The sequence below is a fragment of the Pseudomonas sp. PAMC25584 genome (assembly GCF_058135675.1).
Window position 1 is genome coordinate 3423239 of the sequence record NZ_CM176870.1, and the last position, 17818, is coordinate 3441056.

18 protein-coding genes are annotated in these 17818 nt (G+C 62.0%); 10 read left to right on the plus strand and 8 right to left on the minus strand.

Features of this window, described 5'->3' with window-relative positions:
- Positions 1–13 precede the first annotated feature (13 nt).
- Positions 14–1101, minus strand: a protein-coding gene (locus ACS5Q8_RS15600; protein ID WP_465159118.1) for an IS3 family transposase whose coding sequence is annotated in 2 segments (ribosomal slippage) — positions 14–849 and positions 849–1101 — 1089 coding nt in all. Because the reading frame shifts where the segments join, the coding sequence is not laid out codon by codon here.
- 517 nt (positions 1102–1618) lie between these two features.
- On the opposite strand from ACS5Q8_RS15600, the gene ACS5Q8_RS15605 reads away from it, so the two are divergent.
- From ACS5Q8_RS15605 to ACS5Q8_RS15615, 3 genes are all read left to right on the plus strand, one after another.
- Positions 1619–2545: a class I SAM-dependent methyltransferase gene (locus tag ACS5Q8_RS15605; RefSeq protein ID WP_465159119.1), complete on the plus strand. Its 927-nt coding sequence runs from the start codon at positions 1619–1621 to the stop codon at positions 2543–2545.
- Positions 2546–2693: 148 nt separating this feature from the next.
- Positions 2694–3410 carry a phosphatidylcholine synthase gene (pcsA, locus tag ACS5Q8_RS15610; RefSeq protein WP_247406854.1) on the plus strand — a complete coding sequence of 239 codons (717 nt, stop codon included), beginning with the start codon at positions 2694–2696 and terminating at the stop codon, positions 3408–3410.
- A 184-nt stretch (positions 3411–3594) separates the two neighbouring features.
- A complete protein-coding gene (locus tag ACS5Q8_RS15615; protein WP_247406856.1) occupies positions 3595–4374 on the plus strand; it encodes a TSUP family transporter in 780 nt (259 codons plus the stop codon).
- Here ACS5Q8_RS15615 and nudC read toward each other — a convergent pair.
- Entirely contained in the window at positions 4342–5175 is an 834-nt protein-coding gene (gene nudC, locus ACS5Q8_RS15620) for an NAD(+) diphosphatase (RefSeq protein ID WP_276193225.1), read from the minus strand. The genes ACS5Q8_RS15615 and nudC overlap by 33 nt on opposite strands.
- Before the next feature lie 5 nt (positions 5176–5180).
- Positions 5181–5993, minus strand: a complete 813-nt coding sequence (locus tag ACS5Q8_RS15625; RefSeq protein WP_276193226.1) for a crotonase/enoyl-CoA hydratase family protein — start codon at positions 5991–5993, stop codon at positions 5181–5183.
- A 204-nt stretch (positions 5994–6197) separates the two neighbouring features.
- Here ACS5Q8_RS15625 and ACS5Q8_RS15630 point away from each other — a divergent pair, with 204 nt between their 5' ends.
- The 3 genes from ACS5Q8_RS15630 (at position 6198) to ACS5Q8_RS15640 (ending at position 8522) form a co-directional block, all read left to right on the plus strand.
- Positions 6198–6752: a UPF0149 family protein gene (locus tag ACS5Q8_RS15630; protein WP_465159120.1), complete on the plus strand. Its 555-nt coding sequence runs from the start codon at positions 6198–6200 to the stop codon at positions 6750–6752.
- Positions 6753–6843: 91 nt separating this feature from the next.
- Positions 6844–8100: a 3-phosphoshikimate 1-carboxyvinyltransferase gene (aroA, locus tag ACS5Q8_RS15635; protein WP_443695136.1), complete on the plus strand. Its 1257-nt coding sequence runs from the start codon at positions 6844–6846 to the stop codon at positions 8098–8100.
- Between the two features lie 32 nt (positions 8101–8132).
- Positions 8133–8522 (plus strand): hypothetical protein, encoded by a 390-nt coding sequence (locus ACS5Q8_RS15640; RefSeq protein WP_247407964.1) that lies wholly within the window; start codon positions 8133–8135, stop codon positions 8520–8522.
- Position 8523: 1 nt separating this feature from the next.
- On the opposite strand, the gene ACS5Q8_RS15645 is transcribed toward ACS5Q8_RS15640, so the two are convergent.
- Positions 8524–9123: an NAD(P)H-dependent oxidoreductase gene (locus ACS5Q8_RS15645; protein ID WP_465159121.1), complete on the minus strand. Its 600-nt coding sequence runs from the start codon at positions 9121–9123 to the stop codon at positions 8524–8526.
- Between the two features lie 69 nt (positions 9124–9192).
- Here ACS5Q8_RS15645 and ACS5Q8_RS15650 point away from each other — a divergent pair, with 69 nt between their 5' ends.
- Positions 9193–9804: a TetR/AcrR family transcriptional regulator gene (locus ACS5Q8_RS15650; RefSeq protein WP_443695132.1), complete on the plus strand. Its 612-nt coding sequence runs from the start codon at positions 9193–9195 to the stop codon at positions 9802–9804.
- Positions 9805–9814: 10 nt separating this feature from the next.
- Here the strand turns inward: ACS5Q8_RS15650 and ACS5Q8_RS15655 are convergent, their stop codons facing one another.
- Genes ACS5Q8_RS15655 through ACS5Q8_RS15665 form a run of 3 tightly spaced genes read right to left on the minus strand, consistent with a single transcriptional unit; the run spans position 9815 to position 11928 of the window.
- Entirely contained in the window at positions 9815–10492 is a 678-nt protein-coding gene (locus ACS5Q8_RS15655) for a GNAT family N-acetyltransferase (protein ID WP_443695131.1), read from the minus strand.
- A gap of 21 nt (positions 10493–10513) precedes the next feature.
- Positions 10514–11050 carry a P-loop NTPase family protein gene (locus ACS5Q8_RS15660; RefSeq protein ID WP_465159122.1) on the minus strand — a complete coding sequence of 179 codons (537 nt, stop codon included), beginning with the start codon at positions 11048–11050 and terminating at the stop codon, positions 10514–10516.
- Positions 11047–11928 carry a LysR family transcriptional regulator gene (locus tag ACS5Q8_RS15665; RefSeq protein WP_276193234.1) on the minus strand — a complete coding sequence of 294 codons (882 nt, stop codon included), beginning with the start codon at positions 11926–11928 and terminating at the stop codon, positions 11047–11049. Before ACS5Q8_RS15665 ends, ACS5Q8_RS15660 begins: the two co-directional genes overlap by 4 nt.
- A 112-nt stretch (positions 11929–12040) precedes the next feature.
- On the opposite strand from ACS5Q8_RS15665, the gene ACS5Q8_RS15670 reads away from it, so the two are divergent.
- From ACS5Q8_RS15670 to ACS5Q8_RS15680, 3 genes are all read left to right on the plus strand, one after another.
- On the plus strand, positions 12041–13243 hold the full coding sequence (locus ACS5Q8_RS15670) for an MFS transporter (protein WP_443697857.1): 1203 nt from the start codon (positions 12041–12043) through the stop codon (positions 13241–13243).
- A 193-nt stretch (positions 13244–13436) separates the two neighbouring features.
- The gene (locus tag ACS5Q8_RS15675) at positions 13437–14291 is read left to right on the plus strand and encodes a CAP domain-containing protein (protein WP_276193236.1); all 855 of its coding nucleotides are present in this window, start codon (positions 13437–13439) and stop codon (positions 14289–14291) included.
- Between the two features lie 161 nt (positions 14292–14452).
- The gene (locus ACS5Q8_RS15680; protein ID WP_426102505.1) at positions 14453–16639 is read left to right on the plus strand and encodes a GAF domain-containing hybrid sensor histidine kinase/response regulator; all 2187 of its coding nucleotides are present in this window, start codon (positions 14453–14455) and stop codon (positions 16637–16639) included.
- Positions 16640–16642: 3 nt separating this feature from the next.
- Here the strand turns inward: ACS5Q8_RS15680 and ACS5Q8_RS15685 are convergent, their stop codons facing one another.
- Positions 16643–17809 carry a GGDEF domain-containing protein gene (locus tag ACS5Q8_RS15685; protein WP_276193238.1) on the minus strand — a complete coding sequence of 389 codons (1167 nt, stop codon included), beginning with the start codon at positions 17807–17809 and terminating at the stop codon, positions 16643–16645.
- Between the last annotated feature and the right edge of the window lie 9 nt (positions 17810–17818).

Consider the following 17818-nt stretch of genomic DNA (forward strand, 5'->3'; position numbering starts at 1 on the left):
CCAGAAGTAGACCTCAGGCCACCAGGGCCAACTTCTGTTTTGGGGTAATGCCGCCGAGGGCCATATTCGGGCGCTCGTGATTGTATGTCCAGATCCAGTTCGTACCATAGTCCTGAACTTCGGCTATCGACTCAAACAAGTAATGTCCCAGCCAGTCATAGCGCACAGTCCGGTTATAACGTTCAACGTAGGCATTCTGCTGTGGATTACCCGGTTGAATAAAGTCCAAGCGGATGCCTCGTTTCTTCGCCCACTCAGCGAGCTTGGCACTGATGAATTCTGGGCCGTTATCGCTGCGGATCGCCTGCGGTTTACCACGCCATTCAATGACCTGATCCAGCGCACGCACCACGCGCTCAGCCGGTAGCGATAAATCAATCTCCATGCCCAGGGCTTCGCGGTTGAAGTCGTCAATCAGATTAAAAACCCGAAAGCTGCGTCCATCAGCTAACTGATCGTGCATGAAATCCATCGACCAACACTGGTTGGCTGCCTGCGGAACGGCCAGCGGTTCAGGCTTCTCGCGCACGATGCGCTTACGCGGTTTGATCCGCAGATTCAGTTCCAGCTCGCGGTAGATCCGATACACCCGTTTATGGTTCCAGCCATAGCCCTTCACGTTGCGCAGGTACAGAAAACACAAGCCAAACCCCCAATTGCGCTGGTTATGCGTGAGTCGGATCAGGTGATCGGCGATCTCGGCGTTTTCAGGCGATAGGCGCGATTGATAGCGATAGCACGTGATGCTGACCCCGAAGGCCAGGCACGCGAGCTTGATACTGCATCGACCTGAACGAACCGCTTCCTGCGCCATCTCTCGTCGCCGCGATGGCTTCACCACTTTTTTGCCATGGCCTCCTGGATGATTTCGGCTTTGAGCCGCTCTTCGGCGTACATTTTTTTTAGACGCCGGTTCTCATCCTCCAACTCGCGTAACCGAGCCATCAGCGATGCGTCCATGCCGCCGAACTTGGTGCGCCACTTATAGAAGGTGGCCGAGCTGATACCGTGCTCGCGACATAGCTCTGGCACCGGGCTTCCAGCCTCGGCTTGCTTGAGAATGGCCATGATTTGGCTGTCTGAAAAACGTGATCTCTTCACGCAAAATTTCCTTGATCCGATTAGGAGAAAATTCTACTTCTGGTGAGTATTTTTTTCAGGGGGGATTACCCACTGTCCAACTTTTGGGGCGCACTTCAGTGTGTCAGTCAGCTTATGGGGCTCTGACCCACCGCAATCGGGGGCAAGCCCCCTCCCACATTTAGACCCAGGAAGCTGCAGGCTCCGCCTGGAGGCCATAGCTCTCAATCGCCGCCCGCGTATCACTGCGACCGAAGCCGTCAGCGCCGCCATTCGTCCCGCTCGACTTGATCACCAGCGAGCTGATCCGTTGTGGTCTGATTCACTGCACTCGCGAAACCATTCATGGGCACCTCCAGGCTTTTTTTTCAGTTTATGTCGATGGCTGAGGATTTTTTGCCTGATGTAAGGCGCGACAAAGCGTATTTTGAGCATGAATCGCTGCCAATCAGACGTTTCCCAGCACGTTGTGCTCCAACCCCCCGAAACCCCGCCATTGTGTTTAAAATGCCGCCCGCTCAATGAACGACGCTCAACGATGAACCCAGACGCCCTCGCCACACTGCACGCCCACCTGCTGACCGCCCTGGCCAACGCACCGACTGAAACCCGGCGCCTGTTCCACGGGCGCGGCCGTTGCTGGCCAGGCCTGGAGCAACTGACCGTGGACTGGTTGCAGGGCGTGGTGCTGGTCGCGCTGTTCAAGGAACCGGAGGCAGCGCAACTGGAAGCGCTGAAACAGTTGCTGGTTCAGTTCGAATGGACGCAGTACGGCGCCCACAAGGTGGCCCTGCAACACCGCTACCTGCCACAAAGCACCACCGAATGGCTGGTGGGCGACGCCATCGATGAGCTGACCATTACCGAAGGCGGCCTGCGCTACCTGATCGACCTCGGTAAAAAACAGAACAGCGGGCTGTTTCTCGACATGCGCTACGGCCGCAACTGGGTGCGCGAACAGGCCAACGGGCTGCGGGTACTCAACCTGTTCGCCTACACCTGTGGTTTTTCCGTGGCGGCCATCGAAGGCGGCGCCGAGCATGTGTTGAACCTGGACATGGCCCGTGGTGCCCTGAGCCGCGGTCGCGACAACCATCGCCTGAATGGTCATGATCTGAGCCGCGTGACCTTTCTTGGCCACGATTTATTCAAGTCCTGGGCCAAGGTCATTCACAGCGGCCCTTATGATCTGGTGATCATCGATCCGCCGTCCTTCCAGAAAGGCAGTTTCCTGCTGACCAAGGATTACCAGCGCGTGCTGCGCCGCCTGCCGGAGTTGCTCACGCCACAAGGCACGGTGCTGGCATGCATGAATGACCCGGCGTTTGGCGAGGACTTCCTGATCGACGGCGTCACCCGCGAAGCACCGGGCTTGCGCTTTGTCGAACGGCTGGATAACCCACCGGAATTCCCGGATATCGATCGGCAAAGTGGCTTGAAAGCCTTGGTATTCCGCCAGGGCTGATGCCGAAACGTCCCACGCTTGCTACGCTAAGCAATTACCGGGATGGTGAACCTTATCCCCCCCTTCCCGGTCGATACCTGCATTCCCTGGCCAGACTCGACGCTGTCACAGCGTCGGCTGGCCCGTTTCACCCTTTGGAGAACCGCCCGTGATATCGACCCTGCATGTAGCCAGACTGAAAGCCTGGGGCGCCCACGGCTTTACTGCCACCGGTGTGGTATTGGCCTTCCTCGCCACACTGGCGCTGCTGGAAAACTCGCCCAAGGCCTGCCTGCTGTGGCTGGGCCTGGCGCTGGTGGTCGATGGCGTCGACGGTTCCCTGGCCCGCCGCGTGAATGTCAGCACGGTGCTGCCTAGCTTTGACGGCTCGGTGCTGGACCTGGTGATCGATTACCTGACCTACGTGTTTATTCCGGCACTGTTTATCTACCGCTATATCGACCTGCCGGACTTTACCCACCTGTTCACGGTGTCGGTGATCCTAGTGTCGTCGTTGTTCTGTTTCTGCAACGTGAACATGAAAAGCAAGGACAACTACTTCGTCGGCTTCCCCGCCGCCTGGAACGTGGTTGCCCTCTGCGTGTATATCATCCAGCCCGCCGCGTGGGTGACGTTGCTGACGGTGATTGGCCTGGCGCTGCTGACCGTGACGCCGATGAAGTTCCTGCACCCGTTCCGGGTCAAGCGCTTCATGCCGATCAACATCGCGGTGACCACGATCTGGTTGCTGTGCAGCTTTTTGATGGTGGTGGATTACCCGAACACCAACCCGTGGACGTTTGGGTTGTGGTCGCTGATGTCGGCATACTTCCTCGGAATTTGCATCTGGCGCACAGCGCTGGAGTGGCTGGGCACCCACAAATAGCCAGGCCGACACCGTTTGAATGTGGGAGGGGGCTTGCTCCCGATAGCAGTGTGTCAGTCAGCTAATGTGTAACTGACCCACCGCCATCGGGAGCAAGCCCCCTCCCACATTTGGAGCTGCGTACATCAGGCAGGTAAGATGGCGGCCTCTCGCATAGCGCCCTGCCAACTATAAGCCCTGCCAAATGCCCTTCGAACTCAGCGTAGACCTCACCACCCTCGCCATCCTGGCCGTCGTCGCGTTCATCGCCGGTTTCATCGACGCCATCGCCGGCGGTGGCGGCTTGCTCACCACCCCGGCCCTGCTCACGGCCGGCATGCCGCCCCACCTGGTGCTGGGCACCAATAAACTCAGCTCCACCTTCGGCTCGGCCACCGCCAGCTTCACGTTCTACCGGCGCAAGCTGTTCCACCCGCGCCAGTGGGTACATGCCATCGTCGGTACGTTTGTCGGCGCCCTGGCCGGCGCCATCGTCGCCCACTACCTGCCCGCCGAAACCCTGAACAAGATGCTCCCGGTGATCGTCTTCGGTTGTGGCCTGTATTTGTTGTTCGGCGGTACGCCCAAGGCGCCGCTGGAGGGCGACGCACCGATCAAGAAGAAATGGCAAGCCACCCAAGGCTTCGGCCTGGGCTTCTACGATGGCGTAGCCGGCCCCGGCACCGGCGCGTTCTGGACGGTGAGCACGATGCTGCTGCACCCCATCGACCTGGTCAAAGCCAGCGGCGTAGCGCGCAGCATGAACTTCGTCAGCAACGCGGCGGCGCTGTCGGTGTTTATCATCAACGGCTCGGTGGACTGGATCGTCGGGCTGGCCATGGGCGTTTCGGTGATGGGCGGCGCGTTCTTTGGCGCACGCAGCGCAATCAGCGGCGGCGCCAAATTCATTCGCCCGGTGTTTATCACCGTGGTCCTCGGCCTGACGGTGCGCCTAGCCTGGCAGCACTGGTTCAGCGTGGCCTAAGCGGCGGGCCACGTAGAGGTCGATCAGGTAACGCGCAATCGAGCGTGACGCCGGCAACGGCGGCAGGTCGTGGATGTTGAACCACTGCGCGTCCTCGATCTCATCGGCCTGGGGCACGATATCGCCACCGGCGTACTCGGCATGGAAGCCCAGCATCATCGAATGCGGAAACGGCCAGCATTGGCTGCCCATGTACTGGATATTCCTGACCTCCACCTGCACTTCTTCGCGCACCTCGCGAATCAGGCAGTCTTCGGCCGACTCGCCCGGCTCGGCAAACCCCGCCAGCGTGCTATAGACCCCGGCGACAAAGCGCGGCGAACGCGCCAGCAGGACCTCATCGCCACGGGTAACCAGCACAATCATGCTCGGCGAGATGCGCGGGTAGCTGCGCAGGTCACAGGCCTCGCAGAACATCGCCCGCTCCCGGGGCACCTGGACCATGGCCTGGCCGCAACTGCCGCAAAAACGATGCTCCCGCGCCCAGGTGCCGATCTGCGCGGCGTAGCCCAGCACTTTGTACACGGTGTGATCACCTTGCAGCAGAAAGCCGCGCAGGCCCTGCCAACTGCAACCAGGCACGTCACTGGCGGCGTTGAGTTCCAGCAGGTACACCGGCTCGCCGTCGAGATGGCCAATGCCGTGTTCGGCGAACACGGCCAGGTCCTGGCGCTTGAGCCATTCGCGGGGGAACAGCGGGCCGTTGGCGTCGTGTAAAAAGCCGTCGCGGCTACGGGCGACGGCCAAGCCGCCGGGAGTGTCGGTGTCCAGCAGTGTGGTGGTAATCCAGCCTGGGGTCATGTCAGTCAATCCACGAATTCGGGTTTCTGCTTGCTCATATGGGCCGCGATGGCCACGCGCAGGTCGTTGGATTGCAACATAGCTGCGTTCCAGGTGGCAACGTATTCCAGACCATCATTGACTGTATGGTCACGCATGTAGCTGATCATAGCCTTGGTGCCGGTCACGGCAATCGGCGACTTGGCGGCGATTTCCTGCGCGATTTCCAGTACACCGGCCAACAGGCTTTCCTGATCGGGGTACACGCGATTGACCAGGCCGATGCTGCGCGCTTGCTCGGCGCCGAACTGGCGGCCGGTGTAGGCCAGCTCGCGCAGCATGCCATCGCCGATGATGCGCGGCAGGCGCTGCAGGGTGCCGACGTCGGCGGCCATGCCGATGTCGACTTCCTTAATGGAAAACTGTGCGTCTTCGGCGGCGTAGCGCATGTCGCAGGCGCTGATCAGGTCGATGGCGCCGCCGATGCAGTAGCCCTGGATCGCCGCCAGCACCGGTTTGCGGCAGTTGTCGACGGCGTTGAACGAGGCTTGCAGTTCGAGGATCTTGCGCCGCAGCAGGCGCGCGTTGCGGCCCACGTCCTTACCTAAATCGTTGGCCACCGAGGCCAGCAGCATCAGGTCGATGCCGGACGAGAAATGCTTACCGGCACCGCTGAGCACCACGGCACGCACGGCGTCGGTGTCGTCGACCCACTGGAAGATATCGATGATCTCGGTCCAGAACGCCGCGTTCATGGCGTTGATCTTCTCTGGGCGGTTGATCTGCACATGGGCAACGTTGCCTATGAGTTCGACGACGAAGGCTTGGTATTCGGACATGGCAGTGATCCCTGACTGGCGACTGATAAGGCCCGAACTATAACAAGGGTGAGCAACGGCGCATCAGCCAAAAACGGGACTGGCAACAATCCTGCGCGGCGGGGTGCCGGCCTTGAAAACGCTGGATAAAAACCGCTTCAGGCGCCATCCTTCGCGCTTTAAGCCGCTGCAGCAGCGGCGCTCGACGTTTAAAGGATACGCCCCATGCTCACCCAACCTCTGGCCCCCGCCGATTTCGACCTGATCGAAGAAACCCTGCTCAAGTACGGTGACGACCACTCGGTACTGAACCTCGCCGAACTCGACGGCTACTTCTGCGCACTGGTGTCCAGCCCGGCACAAGTGGATATCGCCGAGTGGTTCCCGGCCATCTGGGGTGGGCAGAACCCGCAGTGGGAAAGTGCCGAGGAGGCCGAACAGTTCCTCGACCTGTGCGTTCGCCATATGAACAGCCGTGCCGCCCAACTGGCCACCGATGCCGAGGGTTTCCGGGCGCGCTTCGATGACACCGAACATCAGGGCCAGACCCTGACCCTCGCTGAAGAATGGTGCTTTGGCTATATCCGTGGCGCCGCGATCGGCAATTGGCCTGAACTGCCCGCCGAACAGGCCGCACAGTTGGAGAAAATCTCCTGGTGCGCCGAACAGGACAACTTTGAATTGCCAGCAGACCTCGACGTGCAGGCGCATCAGCAGCGCGTCAGTGAGATCGAACCGGCGGCGCGTGCGCTGCATGATTACTGGCTCGCCAAGCGCTAAGCCTCGACAAGCCTGGCGTATATGCCCGATTATTCGGGTCCGCCCGTCGGCCACTCCGTACCACCTTGCCTTGAATCAGGAGCCTTGTACCTTGAGTTCGCAGAAAACCGTGACTGTTACACCGCCCAATTTCCCCCTCAATGGCAAGGTCGCGCCCCCCGGCTCCAAATCCATTACCAACCGCGCCCTGTTGCTCGCGGCCCTGGCCAAGGGCACCAGCCGCCTCAGCGGCGCGTTGAAGAGCGATGACACCCGGCATATGTCGGTGGCCCTGCGCCAGATGGGCGTGACCATCGATGAGCCGGACGACACCACCTTCGTGGTCACGGGCCAAGGCAAGCTGCAATTGCCCGCGCAGCCGTTGTTCCTCGGCAACGCCGGCACCGCGATGCGCTTCCTCACTGCCGCCGTGGCCACAGTGCAAGGCACCGTGGTGCTGGACGGTGACGAGTACATGCGCAAACGCCCGATCGGCCCGCTGCTCGCCACCCTCGGCCAGAACGGCATCCAGGTCGACAGCCCGACCGGTTGCCCGCCAGTCACCGTGCATGGCACGGGCAAGGTCCAGGCCAAGCGCTTTGAGATCGACGGCGGTTTGTCCAGCCAATACGTATCGGCCTTGCTGATGCTCGCGGCCTGCGGCGAAGCGCCGATTGAAGTGGCGCTGACCGGCAAGGACATCGGCGCCCGCGGCTATGTGGACCTGACCCTTGATTGCATGCGTGCATTCGGCGCGCAGGTCGACGTGGTCGACGACACTACCTGGCGCGTCGCCCCCAGCGGCTATACCGCCCATGACTACCTGATCGAACCGGACGCCTCCGCCGCCACCTACCTGTGGGCGGCTGAAGTGCTGACCGGCGGCCACATCGATATCGGCGTCGCCGCGCAACACTTCACCCAGCCGGACGCCAAGGCCCAGGCAGTGATCGCGCAGTTCCCGAACATGCAAGCCACGGTGGTGGGTTCGCAAATGCAGGACGCGATCCCGACGCTCGCCGTACTGGCCGCGTTCAACAGCACCCCGGTGCGCTTCACCGAACTGGCCAACCTGCGCGTCAAGGAATGCGACCGCGTGCAGGCACTGCACGACGGCCTCAACCAGATCCGCCCAGGCCTGGCCCGGATCGAAGGCGACGACCTGCTGGTGGCCAGCGATCCGACATTGGCAGGCACGGCGTGCAATGCCCTGATCGACACCCACGCCGACCACCGCATCGCCATGTGCTTCGCGCTGGCTGGGCTGAAGGTCTCGGGTATTCGTATTCAGGACCCGGACTGCGTGGCCAAGACCTATCCTGACTACTGGAAGGCACTGGGCAGCCTGGGTGTTGCCCTGACCTACTGAGTCCACGGCGTCGAGATGGGGAGGGCTTGATTATGACCATTCGCCAACCCTGCCCACCCGGCGCCTGTGTCTGTGATCGCGAACAATTGCTGCAAACCCCAGGCGCGGACCTGCGCATCCTCAACCTGACGCGCCAGGAAGAAAAACGCCTGATCGAACGCCTCGAAGACCTGCAAAGCCTGCAGGATCTGGAACGCATGCAACAGCGGATGTATGCACTATTGGGTATCCGCGTGCATGTCGCGCCGGGGCACACCGAGGTCAAGAGCATGCGCGGGATTCAGATCGTCATCGACGAACTGCCCGGCCTGTGCCGCAAGACCCGGCAATCGATCCCGGCGGCAATTCGCCGAGGCCTGGAGAAACGGCCGGAGATTGCGTATCGCTTGCTCGATGCCCATGACCTGTTTCGCGAAGGGTGAATCACCCGGCGACCGCCGCCCTCTCGAACAACCCCTGCCCCAAGGCATTCGCCGTGCCCAAATGGGCCTGCGCGCCGCCACTCTCCGACTCCAGCAGCAACGCTGACGTCAGCACCTTCGCCCCACAGTAATCAAAGATCCCGTAGTCGATCTGCGTGTGCATGGCCTTGGCATAGCCATGGCGTTCAAACGCGCTTTGATCGGCGGCACCGAGTGCCAATAGGTGGACCTGCAAGTGCCGCAGTTTTTTCACCACCGGAGTGTCAGGGCCGTAGTCGATCGCCCAGCCGTTGACGAACACGCGGTCAACCCAGCCCTTGAGCAGGCCCGGCAGCGACCACCAATAAATGGGGAACACCAATACCAGGGCGTCGGCGCGGTCGATGCGGGCTTGCTCGGCGAGGACGTCGGCCGGTGGTGCAGCGCGGGTACGGTGTACGCGCTGGTCGGCGGCGGTATAGCGCGGGTCGAAGCCTTCGGCGGCGAGGTCGGCGATTTCGAACGAATGACCGGACGCGCTCAGCCCTGCGGCGACTTGCGCGGCCAGGCCGTGGGTGAGGGATTGCGGGTCGTGATGAGCTACAACGATCAGGGCGTGCATGACAGTGACTCCCGTTGGGTTTATGCTGGGCTTAAGTTACCTTTGGTAAGTTACTTTTGGTATATAAGCATGTCAAGCAGTGAATCCCCTGCCCCACGTCGTCGTCTGTCGCGTGAAGATCGTCTGCGTCAATTGTTGGACGTGGCCTGGCAACTGGTGCGAGAAGAAGGCACCGAAGCCCTGACCCTCGGCCACCTGGCGGAACGGGCGGGCGTGACCAAGCCGGTGGTCTATGACCATTTCGTTACCCGTGCGGGGTTGCTGGCGGCGCTGTATGAGGATTTCGACGGGCGCCAGAACCAGGTGTTTGCCGACGCGATCGAAGCCAGCAGCCCGACCCTGGAGAATCGGGCGTGGGTGATCGCCTCGTCCTATGTCGATTGCGTGTTACTGCAAGGTCGGGAAATTCCGGGGGTCATTGCAGCGCTGAGCAGTTCGCCGGAGTTGGAAACCCTCAAGCGCAAGTACGAAGCGATCTTTCTCGATAAGTGCCGCGATGCACTGGCCCCGTTTAGCCCCGGCGGTAGCGTGTCGCAGGCCGGTCTGCGGGCCATGCTGGGGGCGGCAGAAGCCCTGTCCCACGCGGCGGCCAGCGGTGAGCTCAGCCGTGAAGAGGCGCAGCAGGAGTTGTTGGCGACCATTCTGGCGATGGTCAATCGTGGGGCACGCAGCGGCAGGTGAAAGGCTTTTTTCAGCCTCGCGCCTGCACAAACAGCCGGACCTTATGCGCCAGTTGATCCAGGTGCCGGTCGCGTTGCTTCTCGGCATCCACCATGGCGCGTTTGCCGTGTTTTTGCAGCAGGTAGGTATGAATCTGCCGCACTTCCAATGAGCTATAGATGGAGGCCACGTCCAGCACACCCATCAAGCCATCGGTGGCGTAGTCGCGGGTGTTCATCAGCACCTGCGTGCCGCGTGCGCCGCGCACCTGAAAGCCCATCGCCGCGAAGGCCGGGACTTTTTCCACGGCACACGCCAATTCGGCGTGAGGGTAACGCGCCAGCACGTCCTGCATCATTCCCCGCGCCACGCCTTGGCGCCTGGAGCCTGCCTGTACGGCCATGAACGCCACACCACAGGCGTCAGGGTCGTCCTTGACCGGCAAGTACAGCAAAAAGCCAATGACGTGTTCCGGGTCTTGCGCAGACGTCGCGACGATCAGTTCGACCGCGATCCCCTTCGACCCGTCCAGCGCCTGCAGGTACAAATGCACCTCAAAGCCGATGGCATATTGGTAAATGTTGTAGAGCAGGTTACTCGGCGGCAAAGCGACGCTGCTGATGTCGGTGAGGTTGTCCACCACCATCTGCAGGATCTGGCTGTTGATCGGCTCGGGGCACGGCGTGGTGTAGCGGGTAAGGCTGAACATGCAAATTCCTGGGGTTTCGCGTCAAGACAGGCGCGATTGTACCTGTTGCAGCAGGTTCGGGATCGATAGGCTGCCATCGACCCGCGCAGACGGCTGTCGCAACTGTGCAAACCACGCTTCATGACGCGGCCGGCTGCGCCCGGCAAATGCGGCTGTTTCATAACCGGCGACCCATGCCATAAACGCCTGGTGGGTCGCATACATATCGCCCTGGGGCAGAATGCGCGCACCAAAGCGCTGGGTTTCCCGCGCTTTGACCCGGGCGAGCCGCACAGCGGTGGCGGTGTCGACAAACACCACCAAGCCAACGTCTTTAATCACGTCATCGCCCCAGCCATCCAAAGACCCCGACAACACCCACCGCCCGTCAGCCAACGCCTGTTCGAGCCGGCTGACACGCTCGTTCGGCGGACGTGCTTGCGTATACGGCGGATCGCTGGGGTACCAGTAATAGTCGTCGACATCGAAATGCGGCAGTTGCAGGGCAGACGCCAGCGCCCTACCCAAGGTGGTGACACCCGCGCCTGCTGCGCCGGTCAGATAGATTCGCAACGTCATTGCCCACAGACCTCGCGCAAACAGCCGCGCAGCCAACGATGGGCCAGGTCGGCGTCCAACCGTGGGTGCCAGAGCATTGCCACGGTGAATGCGGGTAACGACACCGGCAGCGCAAAACAGAACAGGTCGCGGCGGTCTGGGGTATAGCGTTCGGGCACTGAGGCAATCAGGTCGGTGTTGCGGGCCAAGGCGATGGCGCTGGAAAAACTCGCGACGATGCTGCCGATCTGCCGCGTCAGGCCTTGGGCTTCGAGGGCGTCGTCGATCTGGCCACGGTCCTGGCCGCGACGGGACACGTAGATGTGTCGGCCCTCGGCAAACCGTGCAGCGCTGACGTCGCCCTGGCTCAGGGGATGGTCGCTGCGCACTACGCCAATCAGGCGATCACGAAACAGCGCCTGGGTCAGCACTTCGGGGCTGGCCGTGGGGTCGACCACGCCGACTTCCAGGTCGACGCTGCCTTCGCGCAGTGGCGCATTGTCTTTGTCGGTCTTATTGACGAAACGCAGGCGCACGCCGGGGGCGTCCTTGGCAATACGGTCGAGCAGCGCCGGGCCGAAGCGTTCAACGAATTCGTCGCTGGTGCGCAGGGTGAAGGTACGCAACACCTGGGCCATCGCCAGAGCTTGCGCCGGGCGCAACACGGCCTGGGCGTCCTGCACCAGCCGACTGACCTGTTTGCGCAACTCCAACGCCCGTGGCGTCGGCACCAGGCCACGGCCAGCGCGGACCAGCAACGGGTCGCCGGTGGTGTCACGCAAGCGCGCCAGCGCCCGGCTCATGGCCGAAGGGCTCAACCGCAAGCGCTTGGCCGCGCGGGCGACGCTGCCTTCGGCGAGTAATACATCCAGGGTGATCAGCAAGTTGAGGTCGGGCATCAGCACTCCATATCAGGCGTCACATGCAGGTATTTAGTGCAACTCATGCGCCTTCCGCCATGTTAGGCGACACCGTAGATTTGTGACAGTTGCGTTCATTCAAGGAATCTCCATGCACACCTCCTCACGCGGCGGTCTTGTCAGCCTGTCCCTGTCCATGTTGCTGGCCGCCCTTGGTACCAGCATCGCCAATGTCGGCCTGCCCAGCCTGGCGCAGAGATTCAATGCGTCCTTTCACGCGACGCAATGGGTGGTGCTGGCCTACCTGCTGGCGATCACGGCGGTCATTGTCAGTGCGGGGCGCTTGGGCGATCGGCTGGGGCGACGGCGGCTGTTGATTGCCGGGTTGCTGCTATTTGCGTTGGCCTGTGGGTTATGCGGTGCCGCGCCGTCCCTGCCTTGGCTGATTGCAGCGCGCACCGTGCAAGGCCTGGGTGCAGCGATCATGATGGCGATGACATTAGCGATGGTGGGCGACACCGTTACCCGAGCGCGCACCGCACGCGTGATGGGTTTGCTCGGCACGATGTCGGCCGTCGGCACCGCCATGGGCCCCGGCGTGGGCGGCCTGCTGCTCAGTGCGTGGGGCTGGCGGGCGCTGTTTCTGGTGGGTGCGCCTTTGGGGTTGCTGGCGGCCGCCCTCGCCTGTCGTTACTTACCCGTTGATCAGCCACCGGTACCGTTAGCCACCGGCGCGCGCTTTTGGCGGTCATTGCAGTCGGCATCATTGCGCGCCGGCCTGGCGATGAGCGCGTTGGTGTCTGCGGTCATCATGGCCACCTTTGTGGTCGGGCCGTTCTACTTGTCCCGTGGATTGGATCTCGATCCGGCCGCGATGGGCCTGGCAATGGCCGTCGGCCCCGGTGTGGCGGCGGTCACAGGCATTCCGGCGGGGCGCCTGACTGAGCGGCTTGGCAGTCAACCCGCGACGCTCACGGGGCTGGCCGTCATGGCCAGCGGCGCCCTGTCGCTGTGCCTGACATCCGGGCTGGTCACTTACCTTGGCTCACTGATCACGCTGACGGCGGGCTACAGCCTCTTCCAGGCCGCCAACAACACGGCGGTGATGAGCGCGGTCGATGCAGCACACCGAGGCACGGTCTCGGGCGTGTTGAACCTGTCACGCAACCTTGGCCTGATTTTCGGAGCGTCGGTATTGGGCGCGATGTTCGCCTGGACAACCCCCGATCTCACCCAGGCCACGCCTCAATCCGTGGCTGATGGCCTGCACGCCACCTTTGCCCTGGCATTCGGTTTGATCCTGCTTGCCACCGCCATGGCGTGGCAGCGACAGAACCGGTGTCGGCCGACGTGAACCGAACATCGTCGGCTATGGCACGGTGATCATCCTCACCTTATCCGCGCGGCAGTGGGTGGCCTTCGCCTTGTGCGACCAGGTCCGTAAACATTCGCCATTCATGAACTGAGGAAAAAAGTTCGGACCAACGGGTGCATGGACGCACCTACATCGCGCATCATGGGCGCTTTCAAGCTCAAGGGTAACGTCCATGCGCGTGCTGTCACTGATGATGAGTCTGACGACGCTGGCCGCCAGCCTGGTGTACTGCGCCAGCGCAATGGCGAATGAAGAAAGTCAGTTGGTGCAACAGATCAACACTTACCGCAGCCAGGTACAACGCTGCGGCGACCAAGGCTCTCAGGAACTGCCACCGCTGGCCAGCGATACGCGCCTGGTGCTGCCGGCCAGCAACGTCGGCGACTTGCAGCAGGCCTTGGCCCGGGCGGCGTACCCGATGGTCAACGTACAGGCAATCAGCCTGTCCGGCCCCAAGGATGCGCTGGCCGCCATGAAAGCCGTGCGCGAGAGTTTCTGCCGCGTGGTGCTGGACCCGCAATTCGTCGATATCGGCGTGAGCAACAGCGGCCAGGACTGGCGCATCGTGCTCGCCCGCCCGCTGTTATCCAGCGGCCTGGGCGATTGGCAGACCGAAGGCAAGCAACTGCTGAACCTGATCAACGCCGCCCGTACACAACCGCGCCAGTGTGGGCCCCAGGCGTTTACCGCCACCACGCCACTGTCGTGGAGCGACACCTTGGCCAGCGCCGCCAACAGCCACACACGCAACATGGCCAATGGCAATTTCTTCGACCATCTGGACCACGACGGGCGCACCCCAGGTGACCGCGCCGAGCTGGCCGGGTACAGCGCGAAGAACATCGGCGAAAACATCGCGGCCGGCCTCGACACCCCGCGCAAGGTGGTGGACGGCTGGCTCGCCAGCCCCGGCCATTGCGCCAACCTGATGAACCCGCAGTTTCGTGAATTGGGCGCCGCCTATGCCATGGACCCGAAAAGCGATGCCGGCATTTATTGGACGGGGGTCTTCGGCACACAACAATAAGTGGACACCGGCGATGGATATCTATCCAGATGGATGGAGCATCAAAATGCCATCTCAGGGATAATTGCGCTGAACTGGGAGCAATCATTCCGGTCTGTAGCTTGTTAGCTTGACCGCTTCAGGTATCCAAAACAGACCGTGGCAAACAAGGTGTTCACCCGATGATGAATTGGCTGCAAAGCAGCAGCGACATGGCCGAGCGGGTACGCCAGCACGATTGGGCCAATACGCCCCTGGGGCCGCTGGAACACTGGCCGGATGTGCTCAAGACCACCGTGGCGCTGTGCTTTGCCTCAAGTTTCCCCCAGGCCATCGTGTGGGGGCCTCAACTGACGACCCTCTATAACGACGCGTTCATCCCGATCCTGGGCAATAAACCCAATGCCCTGGGCCGTCCGTTCAGCGAGATCTGGAGCGAAGTATGGGACGCCATCAGCCCCATCGCCGATGCGGCCTTCCAGGGCCATGCGACCTACATCGAACACTTCCCCCTGATAATCGAACGTGGCGCGGCGCCGGAACAGGCGTACTTCACGTTCTGCTATAGCCCGATCCGCGACCCGCAGGGCCAGGTCGTCGGTCTGCTCGACACCGTGACCGAAACCACGGCCACGGTGTTCCTTTCGCGCCGCCTTGCCGTGCTGGATACCATCAGCAGCACGGTGGCGAACGCCGCCGATGCCGAAGCCATCATGACCGCCACCACCCGCCTGCTGGCGCAGCATCTGCAGGTGTCCATCTGCGCTTACGCCGATATGGACGCCGATGAAGACGGCTTTACCATCCGTGACAACTGGACGGCCCCCGGCTCCCCCAGCATCGTGGGCCACTACCACCTGCAAGCCTTCGGGCAAACCGCAGTCAACTGCCTGCGAGCAGGTGAGCCGCTGGTGATCGGCAACAACCTGCTCGAACTGCCTCCGCAAGAAGCCATGACGTTCCAAGCCCTGGGCGCCACCGCCACGATTTGCATGCCGCTGATCAAAGACGGTCGCCTCACCGCACTGATGACGGTTCACAGCAAAACGCAGCGGACCTGGTCGCCGTATGACCTGGCACTGTTGGGTGAAGTCACCGAACGGTCCTGGGCCCACATCGAACGGGTGCGCGCCAACGCCGCCGTGCGCGAGGGGTTGGCGGCCTTTACCGAATTGAACGCCACCCTCGAGCAGCGCGTGGAGGAACGCACCACGGCGCTGGCCCAGGCCGAAGCGGCACTGCGTCAATCGCAGAAACTCGAAGCCATCGGCCAATTGACCGGCGGCGTGGCCCATGACTTCAACAACCTGCTGACCATCATTCGTTCGTCGGTGGATTTTTTGCGCCAACCCGGGCTGTCCGAAGAGCGGCGCCAACGCTACATGTGCGCGGTGTCCGACACCGTCGAGCGCGCCAGCAAGTTGACCAGCCAGTTACTCGCGTTTGCGCGCCGCCAACCGCTGAACCCGGAAGTCTTCGATGTGGCGCAGCGGGTCAAAAACATTGGCGAGATGCTCGACAGTGTCACCGGCGCACGCATTCAGGTGCAGGTCCAATTGCCCGAGCGGCCGTGCCACGTCCGGGTCGACTCAGGCCAGTTCGAAACCGCGCTGATCAATATCGCGCTCAACGCCCGCGATGCCATGGACGGCCAGGGCACCCTGACCCTGCGCGTCGCCACGGCGGACGCGCTGCCGCGTATCCGTGGTGATGCCGAAGCTCGCCAGCCGTTTGTCACGGTGGTCCTGGCCGACACCGGCAGCGGTATTGCGGCTGAGACGTTCGAACGCATTTTCGAGCCCTTCTTCACCACCAAGGCCATGGGCAAAGGTACCGGCCTGGGGTTGTCGCAGGTGTTCGGCTTCGCCAAGCAGTCCGGCGGCAACGTCGACGTGGCCAGCCGTCTTGGCCAGGGCACGGTGTTTACCCTGTACCTGCCCGAGGTTGAACCGCAGGACACCCGGTGCGAGCCCTGCCCCAGGGACCAGGCACCTGTTCACGGTACGAGCCTGCACAACATCCTTGTCGTGGAAGACAACCTGGAGGTAGGCCGTTTCGCCAACCAGATTCTCCAGGACCTCGGTTACCAGACCACCTGGGCGACCGATGCCGAACAGGCACTGGCGCTGGTCGGTCCGGACGCCACGGGGTTCGACGCGATTTTCTCAGACGTGGTGATGCCGGGCATGACGGGCGTGGCGATGGCCAAGGTTCTACGCCAACGTCGCGCCGACCTGCCGGTGGTGCTCACTTCAGGCTATAGCGAAGAACTGGCGGAAAGCGGCTACGAGGGGTTCGAGTTCCTGGCCAAGCCCTACTCCGCCGACCAGGTGGCGCGGGCGCTGGCGAAGGTCTTGTTGAGGGACTGAGCCTTACTGCGCCACGGCCACTTGATTGCGGCCAAGGGCCTTGGCGCGATAGAGCGCCTTGTCGGCGCTATTCATCAGCGCGTGCAAGTCCTCATCCTGAGTATGCGTCGACGCCACGCCGAGGCTGGCGGTCAGGCCCTGTACAGGTTCGAACACCATACCGGAGATAGCCTTGATCAGTTCCTCAGCGATACTCCGAGCGGTTTCCAGCGACGTATTGGGCAGCAACACCGCAAACTCCTCGCCCCCCAAGCGGCCAAACACATCGGCCTGGCGAAACGACGCGCAGATCACTCCGCCGATCTGCCGCAGCACCTGGTCACCGGCCTGATGACCGTAGGTATCGTTGATTTGCTTGAAGTGATCCATGTCCATCATCAACGCGCACAGCGGTTGTTGGTTGAGGCGACACTGGGTGTACAACGACTGCGCATGCTCGAAAAACGCACGGCGGTTCATCAGCCCGGTGAGTTCATCGGTCTGTGCGGCATGCGTTGAAATAGTGTGGGCGCGTTCCATTTGCCGAGTCAGGCGGAAGGCTGTTTCCAGGGCATCGGATAACTTGCGCGTGGCGCTGACCACAAACGAAGAAAACACCAGCACTGCAATCGCCACCCCGCCCAGCATCGACGACGGCTGAAACAGCAGCCACAGCGTGCACGGCAGCAGCACCAGGCCCATGGACACCATCGTCATGTAGCGATAGGCCGAATAGCACGAAACAGCGCTGACAGACATGCCCACGGTAAACAGTATCACCAGCACTTGGGACATCCGGTCGTCACTGGGCATCACCGCAAACGCACCAGCGCCCCAGATGCTGGCGGACAGCATCAAGGTGATCCAGTAACGGCGCTCCCAGCGTTCCGGCGTGCGCTCGCTGTTGGGGCTGCGAAACCACTCCAGGAACATTTTCACCCGCAGCAGCGATGATGCACCCAGCAGCACCAGCCATACCTGCATGACGTGGTGGTCAAAACGATCCCAGCACAGCCAGCAGAGCATCGCCGCCGCAAAAAAGCTGCCGAGAATGGCGGCAAATGACTGACGAAACAACTGGTGCAAACGGTCGGTTCGCACCTGCTCTTCTATAACGCAATCCTGGTCTTGCTTGTGCCCAAGGCCATTCATGAAATCCGCCTGATTCGACTGCCGCGACAAAGGCGCCATTGTGGCACC

Excerpts from the sequence above, each read along its gene's own strand:
- ACS5Q8_RS15605 (WP_465159119.1), top strand. The coding sequence starts at position 1,619 with ATGAACCCAGACGCCCTCGCCACACTGCACGCCCACCTGCTGACCGCC.
- ACS5Q8_RS15615 (WP_247406856.1), top strand. The coding sequence starts at position 3,595 with ATGCCCTTCGAACTCAGCGTAGACCTCACCACCCTCGCCATCCTGGCC.
- nudC (WP_276193225.1), bottom strand. The coding sequence starts at position 5,175 with ATGACCCCAGGCTGGATTACCACCACACTGCTGGACACCGACACTCCC.
- ACS5Q8_RS15625 (WP_276193226.1), bottom strand. The coding sequence starts at position 5,993 with ATGTCCGAATACCAAGCCTTCGTCGTCGAACTCATAGGCAACGTTGCC.
- ACS5Q8_RS15630 (WP_465159120.1), top strand. The coding sequence starts at position 6,198 with ATGCTCACCCAACCTCTGGCCCCCGCCGATTTCGACCTGATCGAAGAA.
- ACS5Q8_RS15640 (WP_247407964.1), top strand. The coding sequence starts at position 8,133 with ATGACCATTCGCCAACCCTGCCCACCCGGCGCCTGTGTCTGTGATCGC.
- ACS5Q8_RS15645 (WP_465159121.1), bottom strand. The coding sequence starts at position 9,123 with ATGCACGCCCTGATCGTTGTAGCTCATCACGACCCGCAATCCCTCACC.
- ACS5Q8_RS15650 (WP_443695132.1), top strand. The coding sequence starts at position 9,193 with ATGTCAAGCAGTGAATCCCCTGCCCCACGTCGTCGTCTGTCGCGTGAA.
- ACS5Q8_RS15655 (WP_443695131.1), bottom strand. The coding sequence starts at position 10,492 with ATGTTCAGCCTTACCCGCTACACCACGCCGTGCCCCGAGCCGATCAAC.
- ACS5Q8_RS15660 (WP_465159122.1), bottom strand. The coding sequence starts at position 11,050 with ATGACGTTGCGAATCTATCTGACCGGCGCAGCAGGCGCGGGTGTCACC.
- ACS5Q8_RS15665 (WP_276193234.1), bottom strand. The coding sequence starts at position 11,928 with ATGCCCGACCTCAACTTGCTGATCACCCTGGATGTATTACTCGCCGAA.
- ACS5Q8_RS15670 (WP_443697857.1), top strand. The coding sequence starts at position 12,041 with ATGCACACCTCCTCACGCGGCGGTCTTGTCAGCCTGTCCCTGTCCATG.
- ACS5Q8_RS15675 (WP_276193236.1), top strand. The coding sequence starts at position 13,437 with ATGCGCGTGCTGTCACTGATGATGAGTCTGACGACGCTGGCCGCCAGC.
- ACS5Q8_RS15680 (WP_426102505.1), top strand. The coding sequence starts at position 14,453 with ATGATGAATTGGCTGCAAAGCAGCAGCGACATGGCCGAGCGGGTACGC.
- ACS5Q8_RS15685 (WP_276193238.1), bottom strand. The coding sequence starts at position 17,809 with ATGGCGCCTTTGTCGCGGCAGTCGAATCAGGCGGATTTCATGAATGGC.